Annotated in this window: 28 protein-coding genes and 1 tRNA gene; 16 read left to right on the top strand and 13 right to left on the bottom strand. The window is 59.3% G+C overall.

Going from position 1 to position 25,000, the window contains the following annotated elements; genetic code table 11:
- The coding region (locus tag TRP66_RS22405) for an IS3 family transposase (RefSeq protein WP_333406527.1) at nucleotides 1-87 on the top strand (87 nt) is incomplete at its 5' end.
- Between the two features lie 339 nt (nucleotides 88-426).
- Here TRP66_RS22405 and TRP66_RS22400 read toward each other — a convergent pair.
- The 3 genes from TRP66_RS22400 to TRP66_RS22390 all read right to left on the bottom strand — a co-directional run bounded on the left by TRP66_RS22400 (nucleotide 427) and on the right by TRP66_RS22390 (nucleotide 2,560).
- Complete coding sequence (locus tag TRP66_RS22400) at nucleotides 427-1,179, bottom strand: YkgJ family cysteine cluster protein (RefSeq protein WP_333407413.1); 753 nt, start codon at nucleotides 1,177-1,179, stop codon at nucleotides 427-429.
- Nucleotides 1,180-1,275: 96 nt separating this feature from the next.
- Nucleotides 1,276-1,596, bottom strand: coding sequence for a hypothetical protein (locus tag TRP66_RS22395; RefSeq protein WP_333407411.1), 321 nt, complete (start codon nucleotides 1,594-1,596; stop codon nucleotides 1,276-1,278).
- A 64-nt stretch (nucleotides 1,597-1,660) separates the two neighbouring features.
- Entirely contained in the window at nucleotides 1,661-2,560 is a 900-nt protein-coding gene (locus TRP66_RS22390) for a chemotaxis protein (protein WP_333407409.1), read from the bottom strand.
- A gap of 430 nt (nucleotides 2,561-2,990) precedes the next feature.
- On the opposite strand from TRP66_RS22390, the gene TRP66_RS22385 reads away from it, so the two are divergent.
- The 9 genes from TRP66_RS22385 to TRP66_RS22345 all read left to right on the top strand — a co-directional run bounded on the left by TRP66_RS22385 (nucleotide 2,991) and on the right by TRP66_RS22345 (nucleotide 11,700).
- Nucleotides 2,991-3,500, top strand: a complete 510-nt coding sequence (locus tag TRP66_RS22385; protein WP_333407407.1) for a disulfide bond formation protein B — start codon at nucleotides 2,991-2,993, stop codon at nucleotides 3,498-3,500.
- Nucleotides 3,501-3,962: 462 nt separating this feature from the next.
- Nucleotides 3,963-4,904, top strand: a complete 942-nt coding sequence (gene cyoA, locus TRP66_RS22380) for a ubiquinol oxidase subunit II (RefSeq protein ID WP_333407405.1) — start codon at nucleotides 3,963-3,965, stop codon at nucleotides 4,902-4,904.
- Nucleotides 4,905-4,907: 3 nt separating this feature from the next.
- Nucleotides 4,908-6,920 carry a cytochrome o ubiquinol oxidase subunit I gene (gene cyoB / locus TRP66_RS22375; RefSeq protein ID WP_333407403.1) on the top strand — a complete coding sequence of 671 codons (2,013 nt, stop codon included), beginning with the start codon at nucleotides 4,908-4,910 and terminating at the stop codon, nucleotides 6,918-6,920.
- A 2-nt stretch (nucleotides 6,921-6,922) separates the two neighbouring features.
- A complete protein-coding gene (locus TRP66_RS22370; RefSeq protein ID WP_333407401.1) occupies nucleotides 6,923-7,552 on the top strand; it encodes a cytochrome o ubiquinol oxidase subunit III in 630 nt (209 codons plus the stop codon).
- On the top strand, nucleotides 7,552-7,884 hold the full coding sequence (gene cyoD, locus TRP66_RS22365; RefSeq protein WP_333407399.1) for a cytochrome o ubiquinol oxidase subunit IV: 333 nt from the start codon (nucleotides 7,552-7,554) through the stop codon (nucleotides 7,882-7,884). The genes TRP66_RS22370 and cyoD overlap by 1 nt, the downstream gene beginning before the upstream one ends.
- 10 nt (nucleotides 7,885-7,894) lie before the next feature.
- Nucleotides 7,895-8,782, top strand: coding sequence for a heme o synthase (gene cyoE, locus TRP66_RS22360; RefSeq protein WP_333407397.1), 888 nt, complete (start codon nucleotides 7,895-7,897; stop codon nucleotides 8,780-8,782).
- A 201-nt stretch (nucleotides 8,783-8,983) separates the two neighbouring features.
- Nucleotides 8,984-9,874: a glycosyltransferase family 2 protein gene (locus TRP66_RS22355; RefSeq protein WP_333407395.1), complete on the top strand. Its 891-nt coding sequence runs from the start codon at nucleotides 8,984-8,986 to the stop codon at nucleotides 9,872-9,874.
- A 38-nt stretch (nucleotides 9,875-9,912) separates the two neighbouring features.
- Nucleotides 9,913-10,548: a CatB-related O-acetyltransferase gene (locus TRP66_RS22350; protein ID WP_333407393.1), complete on the top strand. Its 636-nt coding sequence runs from the start codon at nucleotides 9,913-9,915 to the stop codon at nucleotides 10,546-10,548.
- Nucleotides 10,549-10,680: 132 nt separating this feature from the next.
- Nucleotides 10,681-11,700 carry a branched-chain amino acid aminotransferase gene (locus tag TRP66_RS22345; RefSeq protein WP_333407391.1) on the top strand — a complete coding sequence of 340 codons (1,020 nt, stop codon included), beginning with the start codon at nucleotides 10,681-10,683 and terminating at the stop codon, nucleotides 11,698-11,700.
- Nucleotides 11,701-11,753: 53 nt separating this feature from the next.
- Here the strand turns inward: TRP66_RS22345 and TRP66_RS22340 are convergent, their stop codons facing one another.
- Entirely contained in the window at nucleotides 11,754-12,734 is a 981-nt protein-coding gene (locus TRP66_RS22340; protein ID WP_333407389.1) for an ATPase, read from the bottom strand.
- A 68-nt stretch (nucleotides 12,735-12,802) separates the two neighbouring features.
- On the bottom strand, nucleotides 12,803-13,597 hold the full coding sequence (locus TRP66_RS22335; protein ID WP_333407422.1) for a transporter substrate-binding domain-containing protein: 795 nt from the start codon (nucleotides 13,595-13,597) through the stop codon (nucleotides 12,803-12,805).
- A 128-nt stretch (nucleotides 13,598-13,725) separates the two neighbouring features.
- On the opposite strand from TRP66_RS22335, the gene TRP66_RS22330 reads away from it, so the two are divergent.
- Nucleotides 13,726-14,736, top strand: a complete 1,011-nt coding sequence (locus tag TRP66_RS22330) for a zinc-dependent alcohol dehydrogenase family protein (RefSeq protein ID WP_333407387.1) — start codon at nucleotides 13,726-13,728, stop codon at nucleotides 14,734-14,736.
- A 109-nt stretch (nucleotides 14,737-14,845) separates the two neighbouring features.
- Here TRP66_RS22330 and TRP66_RS22325 read toward each other — a convergent pair whose 3' ends face one another.
- Nucleotides 14,846-15,505 (bottom strand): hypothetical protein, encoded by a 660-nt coding sequence (locus TRP66_RS22325; RefSeq protein WP_333407385.1) that lies wholly within the window; start codon nucleotides 15,503-15,505, stop codon nucleotides 14,846-14,848.
- A 272-nt stretch (nucleotides 15,506-15,777) separates the two neighbouring features.
- Here TRP66_RS22325 and sodC point away from each other — a divergent pair, with 272 nt between their 5' ends.
- On the top strand, nucleotides 15,778-16,296 hold the full coding sequence (gene sodC / locus TRP66_RS22320; protein ID WP_333407383.1) for a superoxide dismutase [Cu-Zn] SodC: 519 nt from the start codon (nucleotides 15,778-15,780) through the stop codon (nucleotides 16,294-16,296).
- Nucleotides 16,297-16,382: 86 nt separating this feature from the next.
- Here sodC and TRP66_RS22315 read toward each other — a convergent pair whose 3' ends face one another.
- The 3 genes from TRP66_RS22315 to TRP66_RS22305 form a co-directional block, all read right to left on the bottom strand.
- The gene (locus TRP66_RS22315; protein ID WP_333407381.1) at nucleotides 16,383-18,014 is read right to left on the bottom strand and encodes a methyl-accepting chemotaxis protein; all 1,632 of its coding nucleotides are present in this window, start codon (nucleotides 18,012-18,014) and stop codon (nucleotides 16,383-16,385) included.
- Nucleotides 18,015-18,163: 149 nt separating this feature from the next.
- Nucleotides 18,164-18,748 (bottom strand): SMI1/KNR4 family protein, encoded by a 585-nt coding sequence (locus tag TRP66_RS22310; RefSeq protein ID WP_333407379.1) that lies wholly within the window; start codon nucleotides 18,746-18,748, stop codon nucleotides 18,164-18,166.
- Nucleotides 18,749-18,783: 35 nt separating this feature from the next.
- Complete coding sequence (locus TRP66_RS22305) at nucleotides 18,784-19,206, bottom strand: GNAT family N-acetyltransferase (protein ID WP_333407377.1); 423 nt, start codon at nucleotides 19,204-19,206, stop codon at nucleotides 18,784-18,786.
- Nucleotides 19,207-19,453: 247 nt separating this feature from the next.
- Between TRP66_RS22305 and TRP66_RS22300 the strand changes: the two genes are divergently transcribed.
- Nucleotides 19,454-19,999 carry a hypothetical protein gene (locus TRP66_RS22300; protein WP_333407375.1) on the top strand — a complete coding sequence of 182 codons (546 nt, stop codon included), beginning with the start codon at nucleotides 19,454-19,456 and terminating at the stop codon, nucleotides 19,997-19,999.
- 42 nt (nucleotides 20,000-20,041) lie between these two features.
- Here the strand turns inward: TRP66_RS22300 and TRP66_RS22295 are convergent, their stop codons facing one another.
- From TRP66_RS22295 to TRP66_RS22285, 3 genes are all read right to left on the bottom strand, one after another.
- A complete protein-coding gene (locus TRP66_RS22295; protein ID WP_333407373.1) occupies nucleotides 20,042-20,677 on the bottom strand; it encodes a hypothetical protein in 636 nt (211 codons plus the stop codon).
- A 32-nt stretch (nucleotides 20,678-20,709) separates the two neighbouring features.
- On the bottom strand, nucleotides 20,710-20,943 hold the full coding sequence (locus tag TRP66_RS22290) for a hypothetical protein (RefSeq protein WP_333407371.1): 234 nt from the start codon (nucleotides 20,941-20,943) through the stop codon (nucleotides 20,710-20,712).
- A gap of 109 nt (nucleotides 20,944-21,052) precedes the next feature.
- Entirely contained in the window at nucleotides 21,053-21,940 is an 888-nt protein-coding gene (locus tag TRP66_RS22285) for a LysR substrate-binding domain-containing protein (RefSeq protein ID WP_333407369.1), read from the bottom strand.
- A 126-nt stretch (nucleotides 21,941-22,066) separates the two neighbouring features.
- Here TRP66_RS22285 and TRP66_RS22280 point away from each other — a divergent pair, with 126 nt between their 5' ends.
- Together TRP66_RS22280 and TRP66_RS22275 are read left to right on the top strand one after the other, a co-directional pair.
- Complete coding sequence (locus tag TRP66_RS22280) at nucleotides 22,067-22,576, top strand: sugar ABC transporter (RefSeq protein ID WP_333407420.1); 510 nt, start codon at nucleotides 22,067-22,069, stop codon at nucleotides 22,574-22,576.
- Nucleotides 22,573-23,427, top strand: coding sequence for an MBL fold metallo-hydrolase (locus tag TRP66_RS22275; protein ID WP_333407367.1), 855 nt, complete (start codon nucleotides 22,573-22,575; stop codon nucleotides 23,425-23,427). The genes TRP66_RS22280 and TRP66_RS22275 overlap by 4 nt, the downstream gene beginning before the upstream one ends.
- A 303-nt stretch (nucleotides 23,428-23,730) precedes the next feature.
- Here TRP66_RS22275 and TRP66_RS22270 read toward each other — a convergent pair.
- Nucleotides 23,731-23,815, bottom strand: a tRNA-Leu gene (locus tag TRP66_RS22270).
- Between the two features lie 118 nt (nucleotides 23,816-23,933).
- Here TRP66_RS22270 and queA point away from each other — a divergent pair.
- A complete protein-coding gene (gene queA / locus TRP66_RS22265; RefSeq protein ID WP_333407365.1) occupies nucleotides 23,934-24,998 on the top strand; it encodes a tRNA preQ1(34) S-adenosylmethionine ribosyltransferase-isomerase QueA in 1,065 nt (354 codons plus the stop codon).
- The last annotated feature ends 2 nt before the right edge of the window (nucleotides 24,999-25,000 follow it).

The raw sequence follows: 25,000 nt of genomic DNA, 5'->3' as shown, positions 1-25,000 counted from the left end.
TACATCGTGCGGTTTTATAACGAAGGTCGCCTGCACTCGACACTGGGCTATGTCTCACCAAACCAGTACGAACGCCAGCCGGCCTGAAATCACCTGCTGATGTGTCCGGAAAAAGTTGACCAGCACACCGTTCGGCGCGACCCCCGGAGCAACGCCGGAGGGAGGGAACCCCGCAGGGGCCCAGCCTGGAGCAATGGCTTTGGTTACTTTCCCCGAAAGGAAAGTGACCCGGCCGTAAGGGCCGGAACCAGAAGGTCCAGCACACGCGGTAACGGATATGCTCGCAAGCCGAGTTCGCGCCACCTCAAACGATATGTGCATTACCGCCATTGCGGGTAAATGCGATCCCCGTGTTTGCTGCGCGACAGCGCGGCGAGCTGGCTCCTACGGAAGGCATGCATAGGTGCAGGTTGCGCGCCGTTCAGATCAGGCTGCCTGCAAGGGGATGAACGTGTAGTGAGCAGGCTGACCGGTGTTGACTTGGGCACCGGTTTCACGCAGGTGCCGTTCGACCTGTCCGCCGGCGACGTGAAACGTCCAGTCGGCCGGTGGCGGTAGCTCGCCTTTGTCGACCGTCACGTATTCCACTGCTGCCGCGAAGTCGATCATGTCGGGCAGGAAGGCGACGAACCCGTCGCCCTTCAGGGCGGTCGTGCGGATATCCAGCAACTCGCAAATGGCCTGCTTGGCCGCGATTTCGTCGCGGTCCGCCTGACGGGAGCGCTCGATCAGCGCCATCAGTCCGGTGTCCACCAGACGATTGCCCACGATCAGCTCCGGTCCCTGTTCCCAGGCTTCGGTCGGGCAGCCCTTGTGCTCCGGACGCAACGGGATGTGTGGATTGATCTCCATCGGATAGATGCGGCAGACCAGCGGTCGCCGCTCGTAGATGCGGCACATGTTCTGCGCGTCAAGATTGCGGCAGCGCCCGACGTTGTAGGCCGCGAAGGTGATGGCGACCCGCGCTTCGGTCGAACCGCTGGCAATTTGCGTCGAGCGTCGGGTCGCATGGCCCAACTGTTCATGGGACACGCCGTAGCCGTCGCTCAGGAACGCCTCGGTCAAGACGATGACCTGTCCGCCGTCTGCGGCCCACTGCGCGGCCTCGGTCAGCGTGAGAGGAACATGGTGGTCGGTGCAGCAGCCGCCGCAACCGGTGCAGGAAAACTGGATATTCATTACTCGCCGAGCCCATCCGGAACATGCGCCGGGTGACAAGGATCTGACTGTCACGCCGGCCGATGCCGGGATCTAGCAAGGAATGCGCCAGTGGCATCAGGGCTGCGCGGTTTTCAGGCTATCCCATTCGGTGACATAAGCCTGACGCGCCTTGCGGTTGTACAGGCAAAGCTCGGTGCCCGCCTGATTCTTCATGTGCTTTTGCGGGTAGCGGCCTTGCAGGATCAGCGCGTCATAACCCACCCGGTCATCGAACCGGGCGGCTGTCCCGACCACTCTGGTGTCCTTGAGCTGGCTGGCCTTGAGACAGCCGGCGCTCATGGCCTTGTCCAGTTCTCGCCACGCATCCGGGCTGGCGGCCTGGGCGTGAGAAGTCAGCGCGCTCAGCAGTACCAGCAACATGAGGGAAGGTTTCATGTTGGTCTCCTCGAGACATCTTCGGGAGACCGATTATGACAGAACCCTGACGGGCCTTGCGGCTTCAGGCGCCCTGAGCCGCGACGCTACGCGCCGCCTCGATCAGGCAGCGGGTCAGCTCGGGCGACGAAAACTTGGTCAGCACGGCGTTGGCGCCAGCGGCGCGGGCTTTCTCGCTGTTCATCGCGCTGTCCAGCGAGGTGTGCAGCAGGATGTACAGGTCCTGGAAGTCCGGCGTTTCACGCAAAGTACGCGTCAAGGCGTAGCCGTCCATTTCGGACATCTCGATGTCAGACACCAGCACGTTGATCTGTCCCGCCGTGCCTTGCAGGTCGAGCAAGACATCCATCGCTTCTTTCGCACTGCGCGCCGTCTGGCATTCGAGGCCCAGGTTGCGCAGGGTGATGATCGATTGCTGCAGCGCCACCTGGCTGTCGTCGACCACCAGAATACGCGCTTCGCCCAACACCTCGGCTTCCTCCATGGTCAGCTCGTCGGTGTGCATTTCGATCTGCGCCGGGGAAATACCGTGAATGACTTTCTCGATATCCAACACCTGCACCAGAACGCCATCGACCTGGGTCACGCCGGTGATGAACGACTTGCTGCTCGCCCCGTAGGGCGGCGGGCGAATATCGGTGGTCAGGCAGTGGACGATCTTGCTGACTGCCTGCACATGCAGCCCCTGTTTGGAACGACTGACGTCGGTCACGATCAGGCAGCCGCCATCCGGGTCGGCCAGCGGACGCTCGCCGATCGCCCGGCTCAGGTCGATGACCGACAGGGAGGAGCCGCGCAAGGTCGCGATACCTTTGACATGCGGATGCGATTCGGGAAGATGGGTCAGCGGCGGGCAGGGAATGATTTCACTGACCTTGAGCAGGTTGATCGCCATCAGCTTGCCGCTGCGCAACGTGAAGAGCAGCAGGGAGAGCGAATCCGCCCGGGCATTCTTGGAAGACATATGAACCTTCTGGCTGTAGACATTTCGCCGCTCATCTCGGCGAACGACTGGCTATGACAGCTTATCGACCCGTGGCCGACGGGCTTTAGGCAATTCATGCGGTCCGGCGCTGTCGAGCAGATCGCCGAAGCGGATTTTACCCGTTATCCTGCACCCGGCGACCTGAGCGTGACGCCTGCCGTGCGACAAAGTGACGCAGCTATATATAGAAGAGAATCTTTCGAGTCTGATCGGGACGGTAGTGCGACAATCTGACGCATCCTTCTATATATAAGGAAAGGAATGCATGCATTCCGGGCAAGTGCGCGGTTCTGTAGAGCCGTGGCGTATGCCTGCCGATGCGCGTTATCGTTGATCGCCGGCAAGACGGATCGCCGCCCGCTGGCTCCCACGGCCGGGCTGACCCAACCATTTTCGATAAGGTATGTGAATGAGCGACAACCTGTTGTACCTGCGACGCGAAAAACGCTTTCTGGTCCTGTTGGGGATCATTTGCCTCGCGCTGATCGGCGGCGCGCTGTACATGCAGATCGTACTGGGCGAGGCGCCGTGTCCGCTGTGCATCCTGCAACGTTACGCCTTGCTGTTCATCGCGATATTCGCCTTCATCGGCGCCGCCATGCCCGGCCGGCGCAGCGTTACTCTGTTCGAGGCGCTGGTGACGCTGAGCGCGCTGGCGGGCATTGCGGCTGCCGGTCGTCACGCCTGGGTTTTGGCGAACCCGGCGGTGAGCTGCGGCATCGATACCTTGCAGCCCATCGTCGACGGCTTGCCGCTGGCGTCGCTGTTCCCTCTGGGGTTTCAGGTCAGCGGTTTCTGCTCCACTCCGTATCCGCCCGTCCTGGGATTGTCACTGGCCCAGTGGGCTCTGGTAGCATTCGTGCTCACTGCGGTGCTGGTGCCGGTCTGCATCATTCGCAACCGTCGCAAGGCACACTGATTACAAGGGCATTACGCCCGGAAAGCCCCGTTTCGACGGGGCTTTTTTGCGGCCGAGCAAGATCAATAGCTTGCGATTGTTGTTGAAAATGAAATTTACTGTTGCAAAATTAACCATAGTCATTAAAAATTTACGTATCTACAATCGCCAGCACTCATCGTTAGGCCTGGCCTGACGATACATGTTTGAGGCCTGGAGCGTCCCCTGTGTACTCTGAACAGGCAGCGCAATGCTGGCCTCTGAGGGCTCATATGGCCGTGCTATTGGCGGCTGTCCAGCAAAATCGGGCAGTTTCCAGCAGCTCAAATAAGAATCCATCGCAAAACCCGGATTTGTCGTTTCGCAAGACTGCGTATTGACAGGCCCTTGTTCAATCCAAAGAAAGATGCCGGCACTGGCAGGGTGAAGTGTTGGCGGTCGAAACCCAACTGCACCGCGCAAGCTGCTTTTAGAGGTCGTGAGATGAGAGAAAAAAGGTACCCCAGGTTTTTTGGCTTCTTGGCCCTTTTCTGTATGCTTTTGCTGACTGGATGCGAAGGCGTGCCTCTGCTCGACCCAAAAGGGCAGGTGGGTATCGAGCAGCGTAACCTGATTGTTATCGCTACCCTGTTGATGCTGATCGTGGTCATCCCGGTCATCGTCCTGACTCTGCTGTTCGCCTGGAAGTACCGCGCGTCCAACACAGCCGCCAAATACACGCCTGACTGGGCGCACTCCACCAAGATCGAAATCGCGGTCTGGGGCGTGCCAATGCTGCTGCTGGTCTTCCTGGGCTACTACACCTACGTGTCGACCCACTCGCTGGATCCGTACCGTCCGCTTGATTCCGACGTCAAGCCGGTGACCATCCAGGCGATCTCGATGGACTGGAAGTGGCTGTTCATCTACCCGGATCAAGGCATCGCCACGGTCAACAAGATCGTTTTCCCTGCCAACACCCCGATCAATTTCCAGGTCACTTCCGACACCGTGATGAACTCGTTCTTCATTCCGGGCCTCGGTGGTCAGATCTACGCGATGGCGGGCATGCACACCAAGCTGCACCTGATCGCCAACGAGAACCACGAGTTCAACGGTATCTCCGCCAACTACAGTGGCGCGGGCTTCACCGGCATGAAGTTCAAGGCTATCGCCACTACCCAGGCCGAGTACGAAGCCTGGATCAACGAAGTCAAGAATTCACCTAAAAAGCTGGACTCGGCTGAGTATTCTGTACTGGCCAAACCTAGCGAACGTAATCCCGTCGAACTCTACTCTTCGGTCACTCCTAACCTGTTCCAGATCATCATCGACAAGTATGAAGGTATGAACCCAGGTAAGAAGCTGGTCCATGGTGAGAAAGAAGTCGCCGGTACCGAAGGTGCGGATCAGGGCAAGCATTCACCTGCTGGGGCAGAGGAGTAAACGATGTTAGGCAAATTAAGTTGGGAAGCGGTGCCGTTCCACGAGCCGATAGTCATGGTGACACTCGCCGTGGTTGCGCTCGGTGGACTGGCGCTCGTTGGGGCACTTACCTATTTCCGCAAGTGGACTTACTTGTGGTCCGAGTGGCTGACTTCGGTCGACCACAAGAAAATCGGCGTGATGTACATCGTCGTCGCCATGCTCATGCTGCTGCGCGGCTTTGCCGACGCAATCATGATGCGTACCCAGTTGGCCGTGGCCCAGAACGGTGCCGAAGGCTTCCTGCCGCCTGAGCACTATGACCAGATCTTCACCGCTCACGGTGTGATCATGATCATCTTCATGGCGATGCCGTTCTTCACCGGCCTGATGAACATCGTCCTGCCGCTGCAGATCGGTGCGCGTGACGTTGCCTACCCGTTCCTGAACTCCCTGAGCTTCTGGCTGCTGGTAGCGGGCGTGCTGCTGATCAACATCTCCCTGGGCGTCGGCGAATTCGCCAAGACCGGCTGGGTAGCCTATCCGCCGCTTTCCGGGCTGCAGTACAGTCCTGGGGTGGGTGTGGACTACTACATCTGGGCGCTACAGCTATCAGGGCTAGGTACGACATTGACGGGCGTCAACTTCCTGGTGACCGTCCTGAAGATGCGTACTCCTGGCATGAAGCTGATGGACATGCCGATCTTCACCTGGACCTGCACCTGGGCTAACGTCCTGATCGTGGCTTCGTTCCCGATCCTGACCGCTACCCTGGCGTTCCTGACCCTTGACCGTTACCTGGACTTCCACATCTTCACGAACGAGTTGGGTGGTAACCCGATGATGTACGTGAACCTGTTCTGGGCATGGGGTCACCCTGAGGTCTACATTCTGATTCTGCCGGCGTTCGGTGTCTTCTCCGAAGTCATCTCGACGTTCTCGGGCAAGCGTCTGTTCGGCCACAAGGCAATGATCTACGCCTCGGGTGCGATCTGCGTACTGGGCTTCATGGTCTGGCTGCACCACTTCTTCACCATGGGTGCCGGCGCGAACGTCAACGCCTTCTTCGGTCTGGCGACGATGCTCATCGCGATCCCGACGGGTGTGAAGCTGTTTAACTGGCTGTTCACCATCTACCAGGGCCGTCTGCGCTTCACCGCGCCTACTCTCTGGACCCTGGGCTTCATGGTCACCTTCTCGATCGGCGGCATGACCGGCGTTCTGTTGGCGATCCCTGGTGCCGACTTCGTGCTGCACAACAGCCTGTTCGTAATCGCTCACTTCCACAACGTCATCATCGGCGGTGCAGTATTCGGTTACATCGCCGGCTTCGCGTTCTGGTTCCCTAAAGCGTTCGGCTTCAAGCTGAACGAGAAGTGGGGCAAGGCTGCGTTCTGGTTCTGGATCACCGGCTTCTTCGTCGCGTTCATGCCACTCTACGTACTGGGCTTCATGGGCATGACCCGTCGCCTGAACGGTACCGACAGCCCGGCGTGGAACCTGTACCTGGACATCGCTCTGTTCGGTGCGGTACTGATCGCTTGCGGTATTGCGAGCCAGCTGATCCAGCTGTTCGTGAGCATCCGTGACCGCGAGAAGAACCGTGACCTGACTGGCGACCCATGGAATGGCCACACTCTGGAATGGTCGACTTCGTCGCCACCACCGTTCTACAACTTCGCTGTTCTGCCAAAGACCGACGGTATCGATGCATTCACCGATCTGAAGCGTCAGGGCAAGGCGTACGAGGTTCCGGCCAAGTACGAGGCGATCCACATGCCTAACAACACAGCGACCGGTCTGATCATGGGCCTGCTGTTGACGGTATTCGGTTTCGCTTTCATCTGGCACATCTGGTGGCTGGCAGGTCTGAGCCTGGTTGCGACCATCGTCACTTTCGTTATCCACGCTGCGCGTGATGACCAGGGTTACATGGTGCCGGCTGAAGAAGTAGCGCGTATCGAAGCTGCCAATCACAAGGTACTGGTGGACCAGGGCGTCTACGCCCCAGTCAAGTCCTCGCTGGAACAGGTTTAAATATGTCGAACTTAGTATTGAACTCGGGAGACGCCCACGGTCACGATCATGACCATGGGCATGACGATCACCACGACAGCGGGCCAATGACCGTCTACGGTTTCTGGCTCTACCTGATGACCGACTGCGTGTTGTTCGCGTCGTTCTTCGCGGTATATGCGGTCATGGTCAACAGTGTCGCGGGCGGTCCGTCCGGCCACGACATCTTCGAACTGCCATTCGTGGCAGTCGAAACCGCTTTCCTGCTGGTCAGTTCCATTACCTACGGTTTCGCCATGCTGGCGTTCTACAAGGGTAACAAGAGCCAGGTTCTGAGCTGGCTCGCTCTGACCTTCGTGTGCGGCGCGGCGTTCATCGCGATGGAAGTCTATGAATTCCATCACCTGATCGAAGCAGGCTTCGGCCCTAGCCGCAGCGGCTTCCTGTCGGCTTTCTTCTCGCTGGTAGGCCTGCACGGCCTGCACGTGACAAGCGGTCTGATCTGGATGGCTATCATGATGTATCAGGTGCAGAAGCGTGGCCTGACCAACACCAACAAGACCCGCCTGAGCTGCCTGAGCCTGTTCTGGCACTTCCTGGACGTAGTCTGGATCTGCGTATTCACCGTCGTTTACCTGATGGGGGCCCTGTAATGGCGAATGCACATAACCACGAGCATGACTCCAGTCATGGCAGCGTGAAGTCCTACGTGATCGGCTTCGTCCTGTCGATCATCCTGACCGCCATTCCTTTCGCCCTGGTGATGAGCCCGGTGCTGCCCAAGGACATGACGATCTGGATCATCCTGGCGTTCGCGGTCATTCAGGTTGTGGTTCACCTGCATTACTTCCTGCACCTGGACTTCACGTCGTCGCAACGCAACAACGTCCTGGCCATCGCCTTCACCGGGCTGGTCATCGTTCTGCTGGTCGGCCTGTCGCTGTGGATCATTTTCAGTATCCACCGCGAAATGATGGCGCATTGAGGAAACCATGATGTCCCTGAAGCACTTTATCCAAATCACCAAACCGGGGATCATTTTCGGTAACGTGCTTTCGGTGGCAGGTGGCTTTTTTCTGGCATCCAAGGGCGATATCGATTTCCTCGTGTTCCTTGCGGCGGTAATCGGTACCTCCCTGGTCGTAGCGTCCGGTTGCGTATTCAACAACTGTATCGATTACGACATCGACCAGCGCATGGAGCGGACTCGCAACCGTGTGCTGGTTCAAGGGCTCATGTCCATCAAGTTCGCGCTGTTCTATGCCACGATCCTTGGCATTGCCGGCGTGAGCCTGCTGTATGTGTATGCAAATCCCCTGGCTGCCGCGCTGGTAGTGATCGGTTTCGTGGTCTACGTGGGCCTTTACAGCTTGTACTTCAAGCGTAATTCGGTACACGGCACACTCATCGGTAGCCTGTCGGGCGCCATGCCTCCGGTGGTCGGCTACTGCGCAGTGAGCAACAGCTTCGACTTCGCGGCATTGACACTGCTGGTCATGTTCAGCCTGTGGCAGATGCCGCATTCGTATGCGATCGCGATCTTCCGTTTCAACGATTATTCCGCTGCGAAAATTCCGGTCCTTCCGGTCAAGCGTGGCATTCAGGTTACCAAGCGGCATATCCTGCTCTACATCCTGGCCTTCCTCGTGGCGACCCTGATGTTGACGTTTGGGGGCTACGCGGGCCTGAACTACCTGGCTGTTGCAGCGGGCATGGGCATGTACTGGTTGTACATGGCCTGGAAAGGCTACAAGGCCGCGGACGATACTGTCTGGGCTCGCAAGCTGTTCGTGTTCTCGATTTTCACCATCACCGCGCTCAGCGTGATGATGTCGGTGGACTTCAAGGAAACCCAGCAGCTGTTGGTGACTTACGCCTTCTGAGTGCAGCTGGTGTGAACAAAAAACCCGATCCTCAGGATCGGGTTTTTTTATGCCTGCTCGATCTGGAATGCGGCTGATTTGTATCGCATGCGCACCAAAGGTGACACATACCGACGGCCTGTCGCATCATAAGCGCCCCGGTGTAAGACCGGAGCGTCAGGCAAGCTAGTCTGAGAACAAGAATCCAAAGGTTCCGCATTAATGATGTGTCCCAATACGCCGTCGCCGGCGCGTCCCGCGCTCGTTTCGATTATCGCCCCTTGCTATAACGCCGAGCGTTATCTGCAGGCAGCCATCGAGAGCATCTTTGCTCAGGACTACGAACACGTCGAAGTGATCATCGTGGACGATGGGTCCACCGATAACAGCCTCGACCTGCTCAAGGCATTACAGAAGACCTATCGCTTTCAGCTTTATCAGCAGACCAACCAGGGTGTCAGCGCCGCGCTCAACCATGGGCTGAAATACGCACGCGGTGTCTACGTGGCAACCCCGGATCTGGACGACATCATGTTGCCGTCGTCGGTGCGGATTCGAGCCCGTTACCTGGACGAGCACCCCAACGTAGGGTGCGTGGGCGCCCTGGTCACCTACATGGACAGCGATGGCAACGACACCAAGTCCCAGTCGCAGTCCGGCATCAAGTATCTGAATTTCGACACCATCCTGCGCAAGGCGATGGTGGTGGGCGCGCCAGTGTCCCTGTACCGGATGCAGGTACTCAAGGACGTCAACGGCTACGACCCGCAGATCCGGGTCCAGGATTTCCAGATGACGCTGCGCATTGCCTCGCAGGGGCACGAGATTCATGTGCTGCCGGAGATCGTTACCCGATATCGTCGCCACCCGAACAATCTGTCCCGCAAGTACAAAGTGCTGCTGGATGCCGATCTGCTCAGTATCGAGCCGTACCGGGATCACCCCGCGTATCAGGCTGGGCGGACCGCAGTTATCAACAAGGCGCTCAAGTACGGCGTGGTGACCGACAAGAAACATGCCTGGAGCCTGTTTCGCTCGATTCCGCTCCGGCACATCAACGGCATCACGCTGCGCCGTTTCAAGCGCTTTCTGTTCCATCCGGAAAATCGCTGATCTTGTCCGGCTCTCTTTTCGACCTCAACAGGAATCCCATGAAATTCCTCGATCTGCTCAGAACCCGGAAAACCCGCAAGCACCTGCGTCGCCTGGACAAGCTGGAGCGGGCGGCGGAAAAGATCCGCCTGCGTTACCCGCGTTACACCGTCGGGGTAGGGACCTATGGCATTCCGGATGTCGTGGAATTCGGTGATGACACTGTGCTGCGAGTGGGCTCCTACACCTCCATTGCCGCCGGCGTGCGGATTTTGCTGGGCGGCGAGCATCGCACCGACTGGCTGACGACCTATCCCTTTCCGGCCATGGTCGATCAAGTGCGCGATATCAAGGACTTCGCCCCCAGCAAGGGTGATGTGGTAATCGGCAGTGACTGCTGGATATGCGCCGACGTGACCATTCTTTCGGGGGTGACCATCGGCCACGGCGCCATCGTCGCGGCCGGCGCCATGGTCGCTCGTGACGTGCCGCCTTATGCCGTGGTCGGTGGCAATCCCTGCAAATTCATTCGCTGGCGATTCGACGAAGACGTACGCGAGCTATTGTTGCAGGCCGCATGGTGGGACTGGCCGATGGACGAGGTGAAGGCCGTCGCCCGGACACTGTGTAGCGGCGATCTGGACGCCTTTCTGACCTACGTCCGGCAGCGCCAGCCTAAGTCTGCCCTGTGCTGAGGAGTAGCATCGCGCGGTGTGGCCGGCATCATTCAGCTTTACGCTTATTTCAGGCCGCAGCCGGCCAATGATCTGGCAGAATAAGGCCATGGCCTGACTCATCCAGGCAGCGGCTAATCGATAGAGGGCGTTATGAGTCAAGAAAGCATCAACTGGGACACACTGGGCTTCGATTACATCAAGACCGATATGCGCTATATCTCCCACTGGCGCGATGGCGCTTGGGACGCAGGCACGCTGACCGAAGACAACACGCTGCACATCAGCGAAGGCTCGACCGCGCTGCACTACGGTCAGCAGTGTTTCGAGGGTCTCAAGGCGTATCGTTGCAAGGACGGCTCGATCAACCTGTTCCGCCCTGACCAGAACGCCGAGCGCATGCAGCGCAGCTGCTCGCGTCTGTTGATGCCCCATGTACCGACCGACGTCTTCATCGAGGCCTGCAAGCAGGTCGTCAAAGCCAACGAACGCTTCATTCCCCCCTACGGCTCCGGCGGCGCGCTGTACCTGCGCCCGTTCGTGATCGGCGTAGGCGACAACATCGGCGTGCGCACCGCGCCTGAATTCATTTTCTCGGTGTTCTGCATCCCGGTCGGTGCCTACTTCAAAGGCGGCCTGAAGCCGAACAACTTCGTGATTTCCGGCTACGACCGCGCCGCGCCCAACGGCACCGGCGCGGCCAAGGTCGGCGGCAACTATGCCGCCAGCCTGATGCCCGGTTCCGAAGCCAAGAAGCAAAGCTTCGCGGACTGCATCTACCTCGACCCGCAAACCCACAGCAAAATCGAGGAAGTGGGTTCGGCCAACTTCTTTGCCATCACCAAGGACGATGTCTTCCTGACGCCGAAATCGCCGTCGGTACTGCCGGGCATCACCCGCCTGTCGCTGATCGAGCTGGCGAAGACCCGTCTGGGCCTGACCGTCGAAGAAGGCGACGTGTTCATCGACCAGATCGGTGAGTTCAAGGAAGCCGGCGCGTGCGGCACCGCCGCGGTGATCACGCCGATCGGCGGCATCTCCTACAAGGACCACCTGCACGTGTTCTACAGCCAGACCGAAGTCGGTCCGGTGACCCAGCGCCTGTACAAGGAACTGACCGGCGTGCAGTCCGGCGACATTGAAGGCCCGGCGGGCTGGATCGTCAAAGTCTGATCCGGCTTTCGGTCAGACAAAGGGAAGCAGCGCTCCGGCGCGCTTCCTTTTTTTCATGCCTGAGGTTCGGCAACATCCTTGGGTGGCCCCAGCACGATCGCCAGATGACGCAAGTCCGAGACCTCCAGCCCGTAGCTTTTGCCTGACGGGCTCTTGGCCAGGTTGCCCAACGCATACACCGTGAAGAACTTGACCTCTTCGGCATGGCTGAGCAATTCAGTGATGTAACGGCTGGAGCGGTACGCCTGCATCTGCGCGGGCGACACATACAGGGTCACCAGCTTGCCTTCGAGCCGGTCAAAGAACTTGAATTTGAACCCCGCGCCATAGCGCTCAACCAGCCCGCCGCCATACAGCACCCGGCCATTGTCGCCAGGCTGGGCGTATTTAATATGGCGAAAATACGAGCGCAACGGCATTTCGCCCTGGCCTGGAATGCGCAGGTTGAGCAATTTGAACTCTTCGGCGGACAGCTCGGCCCTGGCCTGCCGGTAGCAATCCACCAGCCGTTCCAGATTGTTGGTCCGGGTTTCGCTGTAGCGGGGCGTCTTGCGCTCGGTCGGCTGTGAGGAGGGCGCTGCGGAAGCTGCGGCATCTGCCGTGCGCGGCCCGGCTTTGTCGGGGCCGGCCTTTTCCTTGACGGGTTTATCGAGCACCGGGTCAAACACGTCGACGTAATCGTCCAGCTTGCGCCTGGCCTTGCGTGCCTGGGCTTGCGGGTCGGTGCTATCCGCAGCCGCCAGCGCCTCGTCTTCCTCCGGCTCGCCCACCCATTCGCAACTGGCGTCGTGATCGTAATGCGGATTGGCGCGAAAGTGCGCGGCCACGTAGGTCGGATTGTCCTGCGGCTTGACGTCGTAGCGCACCCCGGTGATCTTCGCCCCCAAGGCCCGACAGGCTTCGGTCGAGCACAGAAACTCGAAACGCGCGCGCGGCGGCTCCTGGGAAAAATACTCCCGTCGAGCCGCCGCAATCGAAAGCTCCTGCTGCAACTCGACGCAGAATGCCCGGGTGATGGGTTTGCTGGGCTTCATGCTGGTGGCCTTTTCCTGTGCGATGAGCCCAACCTATTTCAGCGTGCTACAGCATGCAAGCGCCGCTTTTACGGCTGCGGTACGGCCAGCCATTGGCTCAACGCCTGCTGATAGACGCCGGTGGCCTTGCTCAAGTGCAGCCACTGGTCCACGTAGCTCTTCCAGGCGATGTCGTCACGAGGCAGCAAATAGGCTTTTTCGCCATATTGCATGTAGCGGGTCGGGTTGACCGCGCACAGACCGGGCATGCGCTTCTGCTGATAAAGCGCCTCGGACGTGTCAGTGATCATCACGTCGGCTTTCTTGTCGAGCAGCTGCTGAAAGATGGTCTTGTTGTCGTGGAACGCCAGGCTGGCCTTGGGCAGGTGGGCGCGCACGAACGCCTCGTTGGTGCCGCCGGCCGGTTCGATCACCCGCACCGAAGGCTGGTTGATCTGCTCGACTGTCTGGTACAGCGGCTCCTCGTTGCAACGCACCAACGGGATTTTGCCGTCCACATCCAGGGTGTCGCTGAAGAACGCCTTCTTCTGCCGCTCCAGGGTGACCGAGACACCGCCCATGCTGATATCGCACTTGCCGGCTACCATGTCGGGCAGCAGGGTCTTCCAGGTCGTAGGCACCCATTGCACTTCGACCCCCAGGCTCTTGGCCAGCGAGCGCGCCATGGTGATGTCGATCCCCTCGTATTCGCCGTCTTCGCGCAGGAAGGTATAGGGCGTGTAGTCGCCAGTGGTGCAGACGGCCAAATGGCCCTTGCGCTGGATTTCGTCCAGATGCGAGACCGTGTCGGTTCCGGTCTGCGCCATCGCCAGCGGCGTGCACAGCAACAGCGTGGTCACGGCGTAACCCTTGAAGATCGTCATGGTGGCGGGAGCTCGCAGCATTGTTATGGTTTCCTTGTGAGCAAGACATGAGCAATCGGCTCAATCGAAATCAGGCCGACGAGGTCATAGCCTGAACAGGCCCATCTTAAAGCGAAGGAGCGGCAGATATGAGCAATACGACCATTTATGTACAGGCAGGCGGCGGGTATGACCGCGTGATCGTGGGGCAGAGTGACGTCGCGGCACCGAGCGCCGGGGAAATCACCGTGCGCCTGCACGCTAACTCCCTCAACTATCACGACTTTGCAGTCGTCAGCGGTATGTGGGGCCCGAGCGAGAACCGCATCCCGATGGCCGACGGCGCGGGGGTGGTGACCGCGGTGGGCGAGGGCGTCAGCGAATTCAAGGTCGGCGATTCGGTGGTGAGCACTTTCTTCCCGGACTGGATCAGTGGCGAGCCGCTGGTCGAAGGTTTCGTCACAGTGCCGGGGGACGGCATCGACGGCTACGCTCGGGAACAAGTGACCGCCCGCGCCACGTCCTTCACCCTGGCGCCGAAGGGTTTCAGCCACGCCGAAGCGGCCACCCTCACGACCGCCGGCCTGACGGCCTGGCGTGCGCTCATGGCCGACGACGGCCTCAAGCCGGGCGATACCGTGCTGGTGCAAGGCACTGGCGGTGTGTCGATCTTCGCCCTGCAATTCGCCAAGATGGCCGGGGCTACGGTCATAGCGACCTCGTCTTCCGACGAAAAACTGGAGCGTCTGAAGGCGCTTGGCGCGGATCATCTGATCAACTATCGGGAAGACGAGAATTGGGGCGAGACGGCCCGTAAACTGACCGACGGCCGAGGCGTTGACCACATCATCGAAGTCGGCGGCGCGACGACTTTGCAGCAGTCGATGCACGCGGCCTGTGTGGGCGGGCATATCTCGATGATCGGCATTCTGAGCGGGGTCAGCACCCAGCTGGAAATCGTCCCGGCGCTGGTCAAGCAACTGCGTCTGCAAGGCGTGCTGGTCGGCAGCCGCAGCCAGCAACAGGACATGGTCCGTGCCATCGACGCCAACGGCATGCGCCCGGTCATCGACCGCAGCTTCCCGCTGACCGACATCGTCGAAGCGTTCAAACACCAGGAGAGCGGCCGGCACTTCGGCAAGATCTGTCTGGAGTTCTGACCGGCTTGCTCGCTGACCGGACGCTTCGCGACTAAAGCCGCTCCTACAGACCGGTTACGACCCGTAGGAGCGGATTCATCCGCGATCCGCCGCGCAGCGGCAGCAAACCTCAGGTATACGCCTCTTCCAACACCCCCAATTGCTGCTCGATAGCCTTCATCTCCGCCTCCCAATCCGCCTGGGTCCGCTGCCAGGTTTCACCCTCATGGGTGTACAGAATGTCCACGATGGTATGCGTGACCTTGCCTTTGCCCACCACGCCGAACGCCTCTGCGCTCAGGGCGCGGGCCAGCATGTCCAGTTGCGTGGCATGGTTAAGCCAGCGCCAGTGATCCTTGACCACTACCTTGTCCAGCAGAATGCATTGCTTCTTGAAGGCCTTGAGCGCAGCCCCCAGCGTGCTGGCGCCGAGCAGGGTATCGATCTTCCCGTGATCGGTTTCGCTGCGTTGACTGGCGGTCGGGCCGAAGAACCATTCGTTGAAGCCGATCTCGATCTCCCGAAATGCCACATTGGCATCCCAGATGATGCTCAGCGCCTTGTGCTGGCGGGTATCGTGCTTCCAGGATCCGTAAGCCTTGAACACCACCCCGGCGATGCCCACGATGGCGAGCGCTTCGGTCAGCGAGGCGGCGGCTTCGATGATGTAGTAGGCGCTGGCCGCGCTGCCCGGCGAGTTGCTGACCGCCGCGCTATAGAACACCGCGCCGACCACCACCGTCAGCGCGAAACAGGCGCAGTAAAAACCGAACGCGTAGGGGTCTTTCATTCTTGTTCTAGCCCCATCAATCAAGGTGATTGAAGAATCAACCGCTCAAATGACTGGGTAAAGATTAGCCGAGCAGGCCGTGATCTGCTGCTGTGAACCGGGGCTGGACGGACGAATTGACAGCCGTATGCATCAAACCCGTCGTACTGTGGTCACAGATCGTGCTGCTATAGAACGTCGAGCGGCTGCGGAGCGAGAGAATGCAGGCTTCATGCGTCCTTGCCCGAGCTGTACCCGACACCATTTATCTGACGAAGGACGTGTCGAATCGTATGAAACCTCATCTCTGGCTAGGCCTGCTTGGCGTATTTTCTTTCAGTGTCCACGCAGCATCGATGGACGTTCCCGTAAACCTCGTCAGCGCCGACGGCGCGCCTAAACCCATCGGCACCGTTTCGATCGAAGAAACTCAGTACGGCCTGGTGTTCACCCCGAAACTGACCAGCCTGCCGGCTGGCGTGCATGGCTTCCATGTCCACGAAAACGGCAGCTGCGAAGCGGGCACCAAGGACGGCGTCAAAGGCGCGGCCCTGGCGGCCGGCGGCCACTTCGACCCGACCAAGACCGGCAAGCACCTTGGTCCATACGGCGAAGGCCACCTGGGCGACCTGCCGGCGATCTACGTGAACGCCGACGGCACCGCCAACTACCCGGTGCTGGCGCCACGCATCAAGAAACTCTCCGAAATCAAAGGCCGGGCGCTGATGGTCCACGTCGGCGGTGACAACCATTCCGACCATCCCAAACCCCTGGGCGGTGGCGGCGACCGCGCGGCCTGCGGCGTGATCTGACACCCATCGCCAGCAAGCTGGCTCCCACGGGTCAACTGCCCGTAGGAGCCAGCTTGCTGGCGATCACCAATCGCGCCCCGGACTCTTCAAACCTTGAACCGCAGCACCACCTGATTCAACCCCACCGCCAACTGCGACAACTCCCCACTGGCCGCCGCCGTCTGATTGGCTCCGGCTGATGTCTGCAACGACAGATCCCGAATGCTGGTCAGGTTGCGATCCACCTCGCGAGCGACCTGCGCCTGCTCTTCGGTCGCCGACGCGATGGTCGTGTTGCGCTCGTTGATCTGCACAATCGCCGCCGTGATCTCCGCCAGTGCTTCGCCTGCGGCCTCAGCCACCTCCAGACTGGCACGCGCACGCTCGCTGCTGTGGCTCATGGCATCCACCGCCTTGCTTGCGCCGCCCTGAATCGAGGCAATCATCTTCTCGATCTCGGCAGTGGACTGCTGGGTACGATGCGCCAGCGCCCGAACCTCATCCGCCACGACCGCAAACCCACGCCCGGCTTCGCCAGCCCGCGCCGCTTCGATGGCCGCGTTGAGCGCCAGCAGATTGGTCTGATCGGCCACGCCACGGATCACATCCAGCACGCCGCTGATGTTCTGCACCTCGGCCGCCAGACCGTCGATCTCATTGGCAGTCGCGCCGACCGCATCGTGCAGCTCGGAAATCACGCTGACCGTCTCGCCAACGCGCTGACGGCCGTTCTCGGCGGATTTGCTCGACTCATGCGCCGCCGTCGAAGCCGCCGCCGCGTTGCGCGCCACTTCCTCGACCGCCGCGCTCATCTGATTGATCGCCGTGGCCGCCTGATTGATTTCATCGTTCTGACGCTGCACGCCACGCAGCGAATCCTCGGTGACCGCCGTCATCTCTTCGGACGTCGAGGCCAGCTGATTCGATGAATCACCCAACTCACCCAGCGTACGACGCAAGTTCTGCTGCATGACGGCCAGCGCGCCCAGCAGACGGCCCGGCTCGTCTTTCCCGTCAACATCAATGGGCTTGCTCAGGTCATTGGCGGCAATCTGCTCGGCAACGGCCAGCGCCTTGGCAATCGGCGCTGCGAGACTGCGAGTGAACAGTGCGGCAAGGCCGAAGGTCGCGCACAGCGCCACCAGAATCGCGGCGATGGTCACATCACGCGACTGCGCATAGCTCTTGTCCGCCGCAGCGTCTGACTGAGCCACCCGGATATCAGCCAGGCGCGACATCTCGACGATATCCTTGCCCAGCTTGTTGGCGGCCAATGTCTGCTCACCGGTCGCACTGGTCATGGCATTGATCATGTCTTCGCGGTTCAACCTGACGGCCTCGAGGTAGCGCGAGTGCACCGCCAGATAGGCCGTCATATCGCTTTCCATCTGCACATACGCGGCTTTGCCCGCATCGGTAGCCATCAGCGCTTTCAGGTTTCTGACATGCGTCTCCAGATCCTTGCGACCTTGAGTGATGCGCGTATTGGCGATCTCCAGGGCCTGGGGCGTGCCCGCCGTACGCAGGTTGGTGTTACCCAAACGAATGGTGAGCAGGTCACTCTGAATCTGTGCGATTGCCTGCACTGTGGGCATGACGCCAGTCTGCAGTTCTTCACGCGCATTCTTGAGGTTCGAGGCTTGAAGCAGGGAATAGAGCCCCAGCGCTGTAATCAGCAGAGCGAAGAAGCCGAAGCACAGCAGGGACCGAGGAGCGATGTTGAGACGTCTCAAGTTCACGAGCTTACCTATTCATATGAATGACTGAATGATAGTGCGCTATCGACCTGAAACGCTTCAGCTAAAGGGGCGCGAGTCGGATTATTGGAATATCTCGAAATATTGGGCGCCAAGGGGGCAACATCCTTCGCGCCGCGGCTTGTGGCTGTTCAGTATTCGAAGAAGAACGAATACCCGTCATGCATCAGCTGACGCAGGTAATCGTCGAAGCTCAAGGCAATGACCTTGTAGCTGTCAGGGTCGTGCAGATAGCGAACGACCTGACCCGGCGTTCCGCCAGCTGCCGGGTCGAAATCGAGATACAGCACCGAAGTCCCGCCATTGTTCATGCACTGCGAGAAACACAGCCGCTTGTTCATCGGCAGTGAAGCATCAATGCCCGGCCCGATCAGCTCAGGATCGTCGTCCAAGTAACCGTCGTACATCTGCGCAATGCTCTGGGTATAGGCGTCGCCTTCCTCAAGAATCTGCTGCACGGAACTCAAGTAATACGGATATTCGTACACATCCGAACCCAGCATCAGCACCGCAACGGAGCCGGTGGGGTAATCCCGGAAATGCGTGCCGTCGATTTTGCCAAGCAACTCCAGCAGACTGGCCGGGCAGAGCGGATAACGCTCGACGAGCTTTTGCAGATCCGCCGGTGAAGCGCCGTGCGCCAGCGCCAATTGGTCCAGATCGTCCTCGGGCAGGGCTTTCTTCAGGCCGGTGAGGTAAGTGTCTACGAGGGTCATGGAAGGGGCCTTCTTGAGATGGCGTCTGTCATTGGTCAGGCGAAGCGCTTTTGCAAAAAGAAGCGGCTATGCCCAGGCGGGTAATCTTTCAGCTCGCCGAAGACGCTGTACCCCAGCTTCTGGTAGAAGTCCGGCGCCTGAAACGAGAAGGTGTCCAGCCAGACCCCGACGCAGCCTTTGTCACGCGCCACCGCCTCCGCCAAGTTCATCAACTTCGAACCCATCCCTTGGCCTCGGGCGGCTTCCGGCACGACCAACAGCTCGACGAACAGCCAGTGTCCGAAAATCCTGCCATGCAGCCCTCCTTGCGTAGTGCCCGATTCATCGTTAATCAACAGCGCGACTTTCGCCGCCACCTCCACGCCAGCCTGCGCCTGATTGTAAGCCCGCAGTGGCGCGACGATTGCCTGATAGTCAGCCTCGTCCGGGTTGTCCTTTATTTCGATCCGTAAGCTCAAGCGGTTCTCCTTGTCTTTTATGCGCATATCGAAGTGACGGGTATGCAGAGATGCCAAGCTGGACATGGCAGCTACCAACCAGATCCGACGAGTTACGTCGACTGTATCAGACCGCATATGGCTCCGATCACCAGCCACTGCATATGCCGAAGCGCATCCCTAGAGAAGTCTAGGCAAGTGTTTGCTTGATGGCATAACGCAATCAGTCGATAATCCCGCCCCCTCTTAATCACGCAAAGGATCAGCCGTGAACAAGCTTTACCTAGCCATTCCATTCTTCGCCCTGTTGCTCCAAGGCTGTGGCGCAACCATTCCGCGCTATGAGCCCAACTACCAGAACGTTCAGCAGCTCAGGCAGAACGCGCCGCTCCAACCCGTACACGATGCACAGGTGACAGCCGACTCGGGCCAAGGCTCCCTGGTGGTTCGCATGAACCCGATTTCCTCGCCTGCGGGCAGTGTTCCATTGCACATTCAACAGGCAATCAATGACGAATTGCGGCGTGCCGGATTGTTGAATCCGCAGGCCGATCGCCAGTTGCAGATCCAGGTCACTAAAAACTTCCTCAACAGTGGCGTAGCGAATGGCCACGGCGAATTGGCGGCGCATTTTACTCTGCGTCAAGGCACCCAAGTGCTGTACGAGGCGACCAAGGATGTCAGCCATGATTGGGACAGCAGCTTCTTCGGAGCCATTGCGATCCCTGCTGCCGCGAACAACTACAACCCGATGCTTCAAGCCCTGCTCAAGTCGCTTTACAGCGACCCGAAGTTCATTCAGGCGTTGAAGTAAGCATAAAAAAAGAGCCGCAATAGCGGCTCTTTTCAGTTGGACTCAAGCGCGAGGAATTCGCACGTCCAGTGCCGAGTACTTCATGCGATTCGCGTCGACCCATTCCTTGAGCAGAGCGTTAACCTGCCGGTTGAAAGTATCGGTGATCGCGGCCTTCGGGGTATTATCCGCCAGCGGCAGGAACCAGATTCCGATCCAGGTATTGATCGCGTCGTGGTTGATATCTTTGCTCAGGGACTGGCCTTGGCCGTCCACTGTCTCCAGGCTCATGGTGTACTGGTCGGTCGCCATCGTAGGAATGATGGTGAACGTCAGACCACTGATGAACGCCATAGCCATCTGCCCACCCCCAGGCGGATGGTTGTAAACCTTGAGGCGAAGACTGTAATCGCCCGGCTGCTTCTCGAACTCGTCGAACGTCACACGCCCAAACAAGCCGGACTCAGTGAACGCACGCTTCAGTTCAGGCTGCAACTGATCCCGAGCCTGCGGCACTTCGGTCGCGCCGCTGCTGGACGGATCGCCCATAAAAAAGTCGAAATCGACATAAACGTTCGGCTTCTGGGTGTAATTCGCCATCGATGGCAGGGCGACCGGAGCGACCTCGTCCTTGGTAAAACTGGCGCATCCGCCCAGGCTCAGGAGCAGAGCCAGCCCCAGGATTTTTCCAAACTGCATGATTACTTCCTTGAATAATTACGGGGGGGCTTTCAGATAAAAGCTGGAGCGGATTCTAACGGGTTTTGTATGATGGCAAAAGAATGGCTAGTCACATGGCTGGCTGTTCCAAGCGACCAAGCCAGATTCCCTTCAGTGAACAAGCCGCTCGAATCAATACGCGCCACGACCTTTTGCCATAACCGCCGCCCCGGCGGCGCAGGAATCTCGGTCACCACCGTCGGCACGTCCGGTAAACGAAACCAGAACTCATTCGGCCATTGCATCACACACACACACACACAACGATGTGCGCGGTCAATGAAGATAGTTTAATCACGGATCATTCGGAATGACGTCGGCGGGCTCGTGCGGTGCTGGCAACAGCGCCTGCCTCTATTTCCCACGCGCTTGATCACATAGCCAATGCGCAAACGTCTGGAGTGGTGCGCGGCTTAGCTCAAGAGGCTCGGGTAGCACAAGGCAAAAGGTCTTGGAGACGTTCTTTTCCTGTGGCCATGGCGCAACCAGCCGACCTTGATCCAATTCTGTTTCCACGTACAAGCGTGGTACGAGTGCAACGCCCAAGCCTGCCAGTGCGGCCTGGATCAGCATCGCATGCAAGTCGTAGCGAGCGCCCATCGCTGCTTTGCTCAGCACGATTCCGGTTTGCTCGGCATAGCGCTCCCACGCGTCCGGATTTTGTCGCCGGTGTAGTCGCGGGAGTAAATCCAGTGTAGTGGCCTGGCCGCCCGGGTCCACCAGTGCAGGGTGGCAAACCGGAATTAACACTTCATTCAACAGGCGGTGCGTGTGCATGCCTGCCCAGGCCGGGTGCTCAAAATGAATCGCAGCGTCAAAGCCACTGCCGGCAAGAACAAACGGCTCTGTGCGTTCCGAGAGATTCACACAGATATTCGGATGCTGCCGCGCGAAGTCGGACAATCGAGGGATCAGCCAGCACAAGGCAAAGGTTGGGCTGACGGCAATGTCAAGGTTTGCGCCGTCGCTGGGCTGGCCCATCAGATACTGGCTTTCTCTGTCGAGGCGCTGGAGCAGTTCGCGCACTTGGGCTGCGTAACGCTCGCCATTGGGCAAAAGCCGCACGCGATTGCCGACGCGCTCGAACAGCATGACACCGAGAAAGGTTTCCAGACGCCCTATCTGCCTACTGATGGCGCCCTCGGTCAAGGCCAGCTCATCTGCGGCACGGGCGAAACTGTCATGGCGGGCGGCGGTCTCGAACGCCATCAAGGCAGCATTGCTGGGAAGCTTTCGGCGCATGGTTGTTCCTGATTCGTTCACATTGCTCAGCTTGATGTTCAGTCACTGAAGCTTGCCAATACTTCGTTTTATAGACGGTTTCTCTATAAGTAGCATGATGAAACATCAATCCATGAAGTGACAATGATGATCTACACCGTTGAATGCAATTACGCAGATCCTGCCAGCGAAGCCGAGTGGAATGCGTTCTATAACCTGGAGAAACTGCCCGCTCTGATTTCGGTCAGCGGGCTCAGATCCTCGCAACGCTTCAAAGCCTTGAGTGGTGATTGTCCGGCCTATCTGGCACTGCATTCAGTCGACACCCCTGCTGTGTTGCAGAGTGACGAGTACCGCCAAAAAGGAGGGGGCAATTTCTCCCGCTGGCAGTCGCACATCACTGATTGGGTAAGAAATCTCTACGCCGGGGCGGATCAGGCCGTTACGGTGGGCGAGGGCCAACTCCTGTTGGTCAGTGAGCAGGGGCCTCAAGCTCTGTGGGAATTGGGCCTTAACCCTATCGCTTTGCATGCGGTCGCCCTGGACAAGACCCCCGTACATCGTTGGCTGACCAAAGTAGATCGCCATCAGGCTGACGCCAGCGATCTACAGGGGCTGAATGTCTATGACGCATTGACCGTGCAGTTACGCTCATGAGTTATGTCGACAACAATTGCCGGGTACTCCCCGGTCGGCAGGTTGGCGCGTTTTCAGTCACAGCCATCAGCGACGGCTATCTGGATGCGAGCCTGGACTATCTCGCCAATATCGCCCCGGCAGACGCCGTACGTCTTCAGTTAGCCGCCGGTATCAGCAAGTCGGCTTCTATCCATATCAACTGTTATCTGGTACGTGGCCAAGGCCGCACGATTCTGATTGATGCCGGCGCCGGTGGCTTCAAACGATGGGGCGGCGAGTTGCTGGCCAATCTTGCATTGGCCGGCGTGCAACCTGGCGACATAGACACCATTCTGTTAACCCACGCACATCCGGACCACATAGGTGGTTTGTTGAGCCCTGATGGAGAAATGGCTTTCGCCAACGCTGAGTTAGTAGTGCATCAGCGAGAGCTGTCCTTCTGGCAAGACGATCGTCACCTCGCCCAAGCCAGTGAACGCGCACGGGGAAACTTTCAATTGGCTCGAAGTGTATTTGGTCGGTACCGGCAAAGTCTGCGTCCGTTTACGGCTAATGGCGTACTGCCCGGTATCAATGCGGTGCCGTTGCCGGGGCATACGGTCGGACACTGCGGCTATCAGCTGGAGTCTACGGCGGGAGGGCTGTTGGTATGGGGCGATATCGTTCATTTTCCGCAAATTCAAATTGCGCGCCCTGAGGTCACGATTGCCTTCGATCAAGACCCGTTGATGTCCGCGGCTACGCGAACAAGGCTGCTGGATGTCGTCAGTGCAGACAACTTGTTGATCGCAGGCATGCATTTGGGGAAGCTCGGTTTTGCCCATGTCAGGCGTTCAGGAAATACCTACGCGATTGTTTATGAAACCTGATAAGGGCATGGGTGCGCGAGTCGTGTTTCGAAGGAGGTTTCGCGCTTGAGACTGTGCATCCTGCCTTCAATGCGCGCGTGGGTCTCACTGCTCAGGACAGCGGCTGGTGGTCGGTGACTGCCAGTCGTCCACGAAAGAGTATAGGGCTCAACAGGCTATTACCGCCTGCACGTCCCACGGTCTCCACATTTCAGATCAGGAACGCCAACAACCGGGTGCGGTTGCCCGAAGATACGGCAAAGCCGGAGCTTACTTTCCCCAGACGAAAAAAAACCCCGCTCAATGCGAGGTTTCTCTCAATCCTGGTGCCCCGAGGGAGACTCGAACTCCCACTCCTTTCGAAAACGGATTTTGAATCCGCCGCGTCTACCAATTCCGCCATCAGGGCTCAATGGCGGCGAAGTATAGGGATGCGGTTTGGCTTGGTCAACAGGGATTTGCGAGGGCTTTTTTACTAATCCGCCCAAACCGGATAAACTTCCCGGCCCTGCTGAACGAACCCCATCATGCGCGTCGCTGACTTTACCTTCGATCTCCCCGATTCCCTGATCGCTCGCCATCCGCTGGCCGAGCGTCGCAGTAGCCGGCTGTTGACCCTGGACGGGGTCACGGGTGAGCTGGCTCATCGTCAATTCACTGATCTGCTGGAGCATTTGCGCCCTGGCGACCTGATGGTGTTCAACAACACTCGGGTCATTCCGGCGCGTCTGTTCGGCCAGAAGGCGTCCGGCGGCAAGCTGGAGATTCTGGTGGAGCGGGTGCTGGACAGCCATCGCGTGCTGGCCCATGTGCGGTCGAGCAAGTCGCCCAAGCCGGGTTCGACGGTGCTGATCGACGGCGGCGGGGAGGCCGAGATGGTGGCGCGGCACGACACGCTGTTCGAGCTGCGCTTCGCCGAGGAGGTGTTGCCGCTGCTCGATCGCGTCGGGCATATGCCATTGCCTCCTTATATAGATCGTCCTGACGAAGGCGCGGACCGCGAGCGCTATCAGACCGTGTACGCCCAGCGCGCCGGCGCGGTTGCCGCGCCGACCGCGGGTCTGCATTTCGATCAGCCGCTGCTGGAGGCGATTGCCGCCAAGGGCGTCGAGACGGCTTTCGTGACGCTGCATGTCGGCGCGGGCACTTTCCAGCCGGTGCGGGTCGAGCGCATCGAAGACCATCACATGCACAACGAATGGCTGGAAGTCAGTCAGGACGTGGTCGACGCCGTGGCCGCCTGCCGCGCGCGTGGCGGGCGTGTGGTGGCGGTGGGGACGACCAGCGTGCGTTCGCTGGAAAGCGCGGCGCGTGATGGCGTGTTGAAGCCGTTCAGCGGCGACACCGATATCTTCATTTATCCCGGTCGGCCGTTTCATGTGGTCGATGCGCTGGTGACCAACTTCCATTTGCCCGAATCCACGCTCTTGATGCTGGTTTCGGCGTTCGCCGGTTATCCCGAGACGATGGCGGCCTATGCCGCGGCCGTCGAAAACGGTTACCGCTTTTTCAGTTACGGTGATGCCATGTTCATCACCCGCAATCCCGCGCCGACGGCTCCGCACGCTTCGGCCCCAGAGGATCAAGCATGAGT

The sequence above is a fragment of the Pseudomonas sp. JDS28PS106 genome (genome assembly GCF_036706555.1).
Classification (GTDB): Bacteria; Pseudomonadota; Gammaproteobacteria; order Pseudomonadales; family Pseudomonadaceae; genus Aquipseudomonas.
This window is presented reverse-complemented; position numbering and strand designations above follow the sequence as displayed.